The following is a 7,265-nucleotide window of genomic DNA, read 5'->3' as shown; positions in this document are numbered from 1 at the left end:
GACGGTGGTCAACCACTGCTCCTCGACCAGCCCTAGGTGCCGTTCCTGGCCTGTCTCCATGCCTAGATCTTCCAGGATGTTCCAGAAACAGTCAAGAGCTGGACCGACCTGGACTTTTGTGGCAGCGCAGGGCCACGTTTCGGCTACAGACACGAACCGGACTTGGGTTCGAGCCACCCAGCCGGAGTTGGTTATGGGACCCTTACCGCCGTGGCTGATGAGCGGACGACGGGGCGGCTGACGCCCGAGCAGACCCTGCGCCTGCACGCCGCGATGCGGGAACGGATGACCGAGCTGGGCATGATGCCCCGCCACCTCTACCCCGTCAGCAAGAGCACCTTCTACAAGATGGGCAGCGGCACGCTGGCGCTGAACCTGTCCACCCTGACCGCCGTAGACACGACCATGTGGTGGGAGTCGGGCTCGGCCGCTGACTACGCGCTAGGGCGCGGACCCATCCGCCCCAGGGAGCGACCGACCCCGTTCCAATGGCTCATTTTTGATCATCGGTCACGGGCCAAGCTCAGCTTCGAAGCAGTCGCCAGCCTGTCTGGCAGAGACGATAAAGGGCCCCTACTCACGTCCAGCAACGTCCACCGCATGGAACGCGAGGCGCCGAAACGGCAGCCAGGCGACCGGGCGATCCTTGGGCTAGCGAATGCTCTCGACGTCGACGAGGCGACCATCCGCAACGCGCTCGCCCGCACCATCATCGGCGAGCAGCAGACCGACGACTCGCATCTTGAAACCGAACTGCGGCGCATCCTCGCCAAGGTTGACACGCTTGACGAGCAGGGACGGGCCGACTGGGTTACGACGGCGGACCTGATAGCGGATGCCCTGTTGCGTGCGTCCGCGCGTCCCGCCAATGGACCGCATCGTCCCCAGTCGGCGCCACTAGGCCAGACACTTGAAGACCTGTATGACAATCTCAACGCCGACGAACTTGACGAGGCGTTCCGCGAAATTGGCGGGGCCAGCGCTGATCCTGTGGTCGGGCCTGACGCCGACGACTCCGCCGAGTCTTGACTAGGGGGGCGTCTGTAGCCCGGACCGGACGTCTTTGCTCAGCTGGTTGAGCTGTCGTTCGCATGCTTCGGCGGCGATTGCCGCGGCGAGCTGCTCGGCCCTGGATACGCGGGGATCGTGACTCGTCTCCTTCAGCGCATCGATCGCGGCCTTCGCATTGGCCAGCGCAGGGAACACTCTGTTATCGGCCATCGTCTCCGGACCCCCGTCTCCATCATCCGCCCCCGACGGACAACCCACCATAGGTCACCTGGACCTGCATTTCTGTGAGGTTGGGTAACGCTAGTGGTTCACAGAGCAACTAGCTACGCTGAGTTACCGCTAGTGTCGTCCGGGCACCATGCTAGGGCATAAAGTCCCTTACTGCCTGTAACCGGAAAAAAGATCCGGTGTGTTGCGGTTTATCAAGCGGTGTCCAGCACGGTCTCCACCGTCATCGCCTGGACGTACGCCAGCACGTCGAGCGTCCGGTACCGCACCAGGCTGCCGATCTTCACGAAGCGAGGGCCCCGGGGCGGGTTCATCCCCCGCCAGTTCGCCAACGTCTTCGGCTCGACGTGTAGAACTTCGGCCAGCTGGTCCGGCGTCAGTAGCGGCTCCATCCGCCCCCCATCCCTAAAAACTGGACGCAGCATCCCACAAAACTGGATGCAGGGGAACCGGAGGGAAGGACCAGTGTCGCCGGGGGTTGCCAGGGCACTGCGGACTGCTCGTACGATCCCGCCGTGAGCGTCAAAGAGATCGAGCCCAAGCAGGTCAAACGCAACGGGAAGATCAAAGAGGTGCGGCGGTGGCAGGCCCGCTACTACGACGCCGACGGCAAGGAGCACGCCAAGAACTTCGAACGCAAGACCGACGCCGACAACTGGGAGCGGGCCCAGCGGGCCTCAGTCCGAGCAGGCACACACGTCGACCCCGCGGCCGGGCAGGAGACCTTCGGGAAGTACGTCGCCCGGTGGCTGGCGAACAAGCGGCGGCTGCGGGAAACCACCCGCACCAACTATGAGTCGATCATCGATTCGCGGTACAAGCCGCTCGCCGGCCGTCAGATGCGGGGCATCCGCACCGCTGACATCCAGGAACTCGTCAACCAGTGGATGCGCCTGTCCGGCAAGGCGTCGAAGGAGCCGCTCAACGCATCGACGGTGGTCTACACCTACCGGATCCTCAAGGGGATCTTCCGCAGTGCCGTCGACGACGCGGTCATCGGACGCAATCCCTGCGTCAACGTTGAACTACCCGAAGTGCTGCCGACGCCGCTGCTCCTCCCCACCAACCAGCAGCTGTGGGAGATCCACGACCTGCTCGCCGAGCATTGGCGGGCCCCCGTGCTGCTGATGGCAACCTGCGGCCCGCGGATCGGCGAAGCGCTCGGCCTCTGCGACGACCGGGTTGAGTGGGACGACGACATGGCGAGGATCGACCAGCAGTGGAACGAGCGCCTGGGCCGGCTTGCACCGCTGAAGCGCGGTACGCGGGGGCGGTCCGTGCCTGTCCCCGGCTTCACGATGGACGCGCTGAAGGCCACCAGGAAGGCCCGCAGTACCGGCCCGGACGGGATCCTGTTCTGGTCGGATCGTCTGCCGCACAGGCCGTGGGGGCAGTCCGGGCTTCGCACCGCGCTGGCGAACGCAGGGAACGAGGTTGGGATCCCAGAACTCGACCCGCATGATCTTCGGCATCTGTGTGCGTCGGCGCTGATCCGAGCTGGTGAGGATGTGACGACTGTGGCGTACATCCTTGGGCATGCAACGCCGCACGTCACGCTGCACACGTACGCGCATCTGTGGGAGCGGGATGACAGCCGTGTTCGGGCCCGGTTGGAGGGCGCGTTCAAGCGTCCTAGCTGACAGTAGGCGGGCTTCGTGCGGACTGGGGGGCCATTTCGAGCCTGTGACCTGCGATTTTATCTGTTCAACCAGAACTGCATACCAGGGCTGGACCACATAGTGGTCTCCGTGATAGTGCCTGCCTTGCAGCACATTTGACACCCCGCGCATCCTTGTGCATCCCGGCCCGGCCCGCCGTCGTACGGACTGTTTACGGACTCCGATCTTGATTTCAAGATCGGAGTCCGTACGCGAAACGGCCCCCTCGCCATGATCAGCGAGAGGGCCGTTCCACCAGCATCAGCAGACCTACTCGGAAACCCGCCCCGCCGGCTCACAGCCAGCCGCCAACTCCGCAGCCCGCACCAGCACCCACTCCCACACCGTCATGTCGCCCTTCGACTCCCCACACGGCCGGCAGATCGGCGCCCTGTTCACCAAGGCCCCGCTGCCACCCTGCGAATACGGCAGAATGTGATCCAAATGATCTGCGGGCCGACCGCAGCCATACACACACATCCCGCCGACCTGGTCGAGCAGCCGCACCCAGCATGCGGTGGAGCGCCGGTGCCGGCTCACCGGACCGCCATCTCCGCATCCGCGCCGAGCAGCGCCCGGATCAACGCGATCACATCCCGCTGCCCCTCCGCGACCAGATCACAGAGCCGCTCCCCGTGGCCGAGCCGGATGTCCCGGTCACGGGCCGCGTAGCTCGCAGCCTCCGCCTCGGCCGCGTCCAAGGCGGCGAACACCGCCGCCGCCGGTAGCGCTGCAGCGGCGAGAACCTCGGCGGTAGCCATCACCAGACCGGCCCGTCGAGGGCCAGGGTGGACTTGGCGCCGAGCGTGACCCCAGGGCGGCCCTTCATGCGGTTCAGGGCCGCGTCTACCGCGGTCTCGGGAACCTCTCGTAGCGCGCGACGGATGGCGTCGAGGGAGACAGGAACCCGCGGACCGTCCGCGAGCCCCCAGTAGGCCTCCCGGATCTGGCCCTCGGTGTCGGTGGCGATCACGACTTGCCGCCCTTGGTGATGATGTCCTTGATCTGACGGCCCATCCGGCCGTCCTCGTCCAGCTCGGCGAGCTGCTCCTCCCTCGACTTGCTCACCGCTGCCCCTCCGTCTCCACGTCGGGCTGACCGCTGATCCAGATCTTGTCGGCCATCTCGGGGGCCAGCTCGTGGACTCTCCGCGCCCACTGGTGTGGCGCGTCGCCCGTCATGGACTCGATGTCCATGTCGAGCAGGACACGCAGCTCGTGCTCCTGCTCGGGGATGCGGCTCACTTGGAGCCCCCCTTGGGGCGGCCGTCGGCGAGGACGATGGCGCCGCCAAGATCGTTGTTCTTCTTCTGCTCCGCGACCCACTGCCTTGCCTGCTCGCGGGTCATCCCCTCGGTCGGGTTGCTCACAGGGAGCCTCCGCCGGTGCGCTGGGTCGGGACGGTGCCGCGGGTCGGCAGGTCACCGCCGAGCAGGGTCCGAAGCTCGTCGGGCTCGGGGAACGGGTCGGTCGGCGACGGACCACGCAACGGCGGGTCCTGAACGAACGAAAATGGGGCAGGATGCGACATGGGTTCGACCTCCCGGGGTCGGATCAAGAACCCCGGCGCTGAGGCTTGGCGGCTGGCGCCGGGGTTCGCCTGTCTCCCTAGGAGATCAACGCTAGGGCTAGCTAGCTAGCTCGTCAAGTGGCTAGGTTGGGGTTACTTTTAGGTCAAAACACCCATGCCTGCCGCAGAAGCGCACTGTTCGAGATCATGGTTTCGATCGTCAGTACCTCGCCGTCGGCGCCACGACCGACCCGGAAATCCTCGGTCACCGGTGTGCCGATGTTGATCTCGAACACCCGGGCCTCATCCTCGGTCGCCCCTCGCCCGTAGACCACGTCCCGACCCAACCCTGGAACGATGACGAAGCCGACGTCGGCCATCATCTGCATGGAGTTGGTCCGCAGCCGCTCAGGGCTGACCAGCTCGGGAATCGCGGCGGCGACCTGCTCGGCGTAATAGGAGGTCGAGATCTGGGCAACCAAACCGTCGATGAGCAGGTGCCGCTGGCGCCACGCTATCGGGGTGTCTGCGTCGTAGCCGAAGGCGTCGGCAACCTCGATGGGCGCCTCGGCGCGGCCCGCGCCGGTGGGCTTCTGGCTGCCTTCGCGCCCGAACTCGGCGACGATCCCCTTCCATGTCCGGCGCTTACCTTCCGCGCTAGGCAAGGTCATGTCCGTCATCGTGTTGATCACTGGGCGGATGGTGGAAACGAACGTGCCTTCGCCGGGGCGCGACCGGACAAGCTGCCAGGACTTGAGGAGTCTGACGGCGGCTTGGGCCGTCGGGTTGGACACGTTGTACTCCGCTTGGATGGTCGGCAGGCTGGGGATTTTGTCGCCGTCCCGTAGCTCGCCACCCTCGATCCCTCGTCGGATCGCCCAGGCGATCGTCTGGTAGGTGTGACGGCCTCCGCCACGGTCGATCATCATTGCGCCCTCCCGGATGCTTCGCTACCTAGCTAGCTAGGCTACGCCGAGAGCGGCACGCTTGCGTCGTCGAGTGGTAGTGATCGTCGTGACGTGCAAGCCGAAATACGCACAGATGTTCGATTAGAACGTCCGCCCAAATAGGGCAAAACCTGGCAGCTCAGCCTGTCGGGTTGCCGCCCTTCATGAGACGGACCAGGAAGCCACCCTTGGCCTCGGCCATGGCCAACAGCTCCAAATCTTGCCGTCGCGCGGTTGCGCGGACCAGCAGGCGGATCAGATCTTCCGCAGTCGCCGGATGGGCAACAAAGACGGTCACCCCGTCCTCGTCGGGCACGACCTGAGAGGGTATCGGGCCTACGTCCGGCGCCGGCGGCTCCGGGTGCATGCGCGCTATGGCCGCTCCGGGTGTGGCTGCCTGTCGGAATCGGTGAAATGATCGATCCATTGACTGGTCCCCTTTGACCGGTCGGCCTCGTTCCGGTGTGGCGACACCGGGCGGGGCCACGCTTTTGTTGCGGACCGCTCACGCTAGCGGAGCCTGGTACAGGTGTACATGGCGACCAGCAGGGATAGCTGTACCTCCCTACCGTGCGGCGAGTGCCAGCCGACAACGAGGAGACGATCCGCCGCGCCGATCTGCGGGACCTCGTCGGGATCAATCAGTTGCAGGATCTGCTCGGGAAGCGGCGCGGACAGAGGGTCGCACGGAACACGGCGATCGCGGTCGCGAACTCGAAGGGTTTCCCGGACCCGCTAATCGCGCATCCGTCTCCGGACGCCCCGCAGATCCGCCTGTGGCTGCGGGGCGACGTTGAGGTGTGGCTGGATGCGAACCGGCCCGGCTGGCGCGACCCGCGTTGACCTAGCCGCCACCAGTCCGGAACACCATCGTGTGCCCGCGGTACTCGGGGCGGATCCCGACCAGTCGTACGTCATCTAAACAGGCTGCAGCCCCGGCCTCTAAAGCGATCTTCCCGATCATCTGATCGGCGGTCAGGCCATCTGCCACGAAAATCTCAACGAAGCCAGGCTTCGACGGCTGGGCGTGCGCAGCCCGACGGTTGGCATGATGAGACACTTCACCCACAACGGCCCCTCCTAGCGGGGTCGGGCCCCGTCAGGTGTGTCCGCACCAGGCGGGGCCGTTGTCTGTCTGGCGGCCGGTTGACGGCTAGCCAGGTAGGTGACAGTTGTACTCCCTGACCTGTTTCCACGACCATGTACCCCTACCGTCCGCCCGGTGCCGGACCGTGACGAGGAGCGTGTCTACACGCAGTCTGAGATCGACACACTCGTCGACGTCGAGGAGCTGCGGCACCTTCTCGGCCGGATGCGCGGCGAGCCCATGTCCCGGTCATACGCGAACCGGATCGCCGAGCGGCGGGGTTTCCCCGAACCGTTGATCAACCATCCGCATTTGCGGCTGTTCCTCCGTGCCGATGTGGAGGAGTGGCTGGACCGGAACCGGCCCGGATGGCGCGAGACCGGCTGACCGGTCAGCTGGGGCGGCTCCCGCCTGCCTGCCAGGTGGGAGCCATCGCGGCCGTCAGGCGTGCGGGAACGACCTTCCTGCCCAGGGTCGTCCGCTACAAGCCGGTGTCGGCGGATCACACCTCGGACAGCCGGGCCTCGAACTCGGCGGATGAGGTGTGGACCGTCGACCGGCCAGCCGCAAGATCGGCCATGGCCTCGTCGACAAGATGTCCGGTCTCGGGGGCTAGGTCTTCGGCCCACTCGGACGGCTCTGGGACCGGATACGGAAGATCAGACGGATGTGTCATTGCTCTGACCGTCCCTTTGCCGGCTTCGCCATCGATCAACCGTACCGGTGCGGGCAGGACGCGACCACCTCCGCCACCGCCTCATGCGCGGTGATCTCACCCCGAGCCAGCCGGTAGAACCGGTCCACCGCCTCCGGCGACGGTTCGAA

The 7,265-nt window shown here is 65.8% G+C and carries 14 protein-coding genes; 4 read left to right on the top strand and 10 right to left on the bottom strand.

What is annotated here, in order from left to right:
• Positions 1–210: 210 nt before the first annotated feature.
• Positions 211–1,029 (top strand): hypothetical protein, encoded by an 819-nt coding sequence (locus tag FDN03_RS15460; protein ID WP_138178489.1) that lies wholly within the window; start codon positions 211–213, stop codon positions 1,027–1,029.
• On the opposite strand, the gene FDN03_RS15455 is transcribed toward FDN03_RS15460, so the two are convergent.
• The gene (locus FDN03_RS15455) at positions 1,030–1,221 is read right to left on the bottom strand and encodes a hypothetical protein (RefSeq protein ID WP_138178488.1); all 192 of its coding nucleotides are present in this window, start codon (positions 1,219–1,221) and stop codon (positions 1,030–1,032) included. It lies immediately after the preceding gene.
• 212 nt (positions 1,222–1,433) lie between these two features.
• On the bottom strand, positions 1,434–1,631 hold the full coding sequence (locus FDN03_RS15450) for a helix-turn-helix domain-containing protein (RefSeq protein WP_138178487.1): 198 nt from the start codon (positions 1,629–1,631) through the stop codon (positions 1,434–1,436).
• Positions 1,632–1,754: 123 nt separating this feature from the next.
• On the opposite strand from FDN03_RS15450, the gene FDN03_RS15445 reads away from it, so the two are divergent.
• Positions 1,755–2,879, top strand: coding sequence for a site-specific integrase (locus tag FDN03_RS15445; protein ID WP_138178486.1), 1,125 nt, complete (start codon positions 1,755–1,757; stop codon positions 2,877–2,879).
• A gap of 554 nt (positions 2,880–3,433) precedes the next feature.
• Here the strand turns inward: FDN03_RS15445 and FDN03_RS15435 are convergent.
• The 7 genes from FDN03_RS15435 to FDN03_RS16485 all read right to left on the bottom strand — a co-directional run bounded on the left by FDN03_RS15435 (position 3,434) and on the right by FDN03_RS16485 (position 5,669).
• Positions 3,434–3,658, bottom strand: coding sequence for a hypothetical protein (locus FDN03_RS15435; RefSeq protein WP_138178484.1), 225 nt, complete (start codon positions 3,656–3,658; stop codon positions 3,434–3,436).
• On the bottom strand, positions 3,658–3,870 hold the full coding sequence (locus tag FDN03_RS15430; RefSeq protein WP_138178483.1) for a hypothetical protein: 213 nt from the start codon (positions 3,868–3,870) through the stop codon (positions 3,658–3,660). The genes FDN03_RS15435 and FDN03_RS15430 overlap by 1 nt, the downstream gene beginning before the upstream one ends.
• Before the next feature lie 91 nt (positions 3,871–3,961).
• Positions 3,962–4,141: a hypothetical protein gene (locus tag FDN03_RS15425; RefSeq protein WP_071083489.1), complete on the bottom strand. Its 180-nt coding sequence runs from the start codon at positions 4,139–4,141 to the stop codon at positions 3,962–3,964.
• On the bottom strand, positions 4,138–4,266 hold the full coding sequence (locus FDN03_RS16980; protein WP_256385370.1) for a hypothetical protein: 129 nt from the start codon (positions 4,264–4,266) through the stop codon (positions 4,138–4,140). The genes FDN03_RS15425 and FDN03_RS16980 overlap by 4 nt, the downstream gene beginning before the upstream one ends.
• A complete protein-coding gene (locus FDN03_RS16490) occupies positions 4,263–4,427 on the bottom strand; it encodes a hypothetical protein (protein WP_157905386.1) in 165 nt (54 codons plus the stop codon). Before FDN03_RS16490 ends, FDN03_RS16980 begins: the two co-directional genes overlap by 4 nt.
• A gap of 143 nt (positions 4,428–4,570) precedes the next feature.
• Positions 4,571–5,335, bottom strand: coding sequence for a GntR family transcriptional regulator (locus tag FDN03_RS15420; protein WP_138178482.1), 765 nt, complete (start codon positions 5,333–5,335; stop codon positions 4,571–4,573).
• Positions 5,336–5,492: 157 nt separating this feature from the next.
• The gene (locus FDN03_RS16485) at positions 5,493–5,669 is read right to left on the bottom strand and encodes a hypothetical protein (RefSeq protein ID WP_171021285.1); all 177 of its coding nucleotides are present in this window, start codon (positions 5,667–5,669) and stop codon (positions 5,493–5,495) included.
• A gap of 263 nt (positions 5,670–5,932) precedes the next feature.
• Here FDN03_RS16485 and FDN03_RS15415 point away from each other — a divergent pair, with 263 nt between their 5' ends.
• On the top strand, positions 5,933–6,196 hold the full coding sequence (locus FDN03_RS15415; protein WP_138178481.1) for a hypothetical protein: 264 nt from the start codon (positions 5,933–5,935) through the stop codon (positions 6,194–6,196).
• A gap of 1 nt (position 6,197) precedes the next feature.
• Here FDN03_RS15415 and FDN03_RS15410 read toward each other — a convergent pair whose 3' ends face one another.
• Positions 6,198–6,422 carry a hypothetical protein gene (locus tag FDN03_RS15410; RefSeq protein ID WP_138178480.1) on the bottom strand — a complete coding sequence of 75 codons (225 nt, stop codon included), beginning with the start codon at positions 6,420–6,422 and terminating at the stop codon, positions 6,198–6,200.
• 153 nt (positions 6,423–6,575) lie between these two features.
• On the opposite strand from FDN03_RS15410, the gene FDN03_RS15405 reads away from it, so the two are divergent.
• Complete coding sequence (locus FDN03_RS15405) at positions 6,576–6,827, top strand: hypothetical protein (RefSeq protein WP_138178479.1); 252 nt, start codon at positions 6,576–6,578, stop codon at positions 6,825–6,827.
• Positions 6,828–7,265: the final 438 nt, after the last annotated feature.

It is taken from the genome of Glutamicibacter sp. V16R2B1 (genome assembly GCF_005774635.1).
Lineage (GTDB): Bacteria > Actinomycetota > Actinomycetes > Actinomycetales > Micrococcaceae > Glutamicibacter > Glutamicibacter creatinolyticus.
This window is presented reverse-complemented; position numbering and strand designations above follow the sequence as displayed.